Origin of the sequence: Lactobacillus sp. 23-2 (assembly GCF_044902225.1) — a bacterium.
Classification (GTDB): domain Bacteria; phylum Bacillota; class Bacilli; order Lactobacillales; family Lactobacillaceae; genus Lactobacillus; species Lactobacillus absianus.
The window spans coordinates 1-417 of sequence record NZ_JAOQBX010000079.1 but is presented as its reverse complement, the minus strand read 5'-3'; the positions used below and the strand labels follow the sequence as shown (position 1 = coordinate 417).

General features: G+C 48.4%; 1 pseudogene. It reads left to right on the top strand.

What is annotated here, in order from left to right:
* Positions 1-417 (top strand): annotated as a pseudogene (locus OCH80_RS10225) (RNA-guided endonuclease TnpB family protein); the annotation flags it as partial.

Sequence of the window (417 nt, the reverse complement as noted above, 5' to 3'; positions counted from 1 at the left end):
GCTGGAATGCCCGCAGGGGCGCAAGGATTGGCCACTTGGCCGGATTCGCTTAAATGAGCCTGTGCTTTCTGATGACTTCGGCGTAATCAGCTATTTCACAGAAGCGGGCAATTATTACGCATCCATTCCTTTCCAGGTTGAAGACATTAAGCAGCCAGCTAAGACAGGCAAGGCAACAGCCGTTGACGTGAACGTTGGCCACTTCGATTACACGGAAGGTCGGGTAAACGTCCTGCCTAAGCGTCTTGACAAGATTTACAAGAAGATCAAGCACTATCAAAGACAACTTGCCAGAAAACGAATCCAAAATGGAAAAGCGGCCTACAACAGCAAGAACTACTTGAAGACGAGAGCCAAGCTTCAAGCATGCTATCGGAAGGCTGGCAATATCCAAAACGACCTGATCCAGAAGTTTAC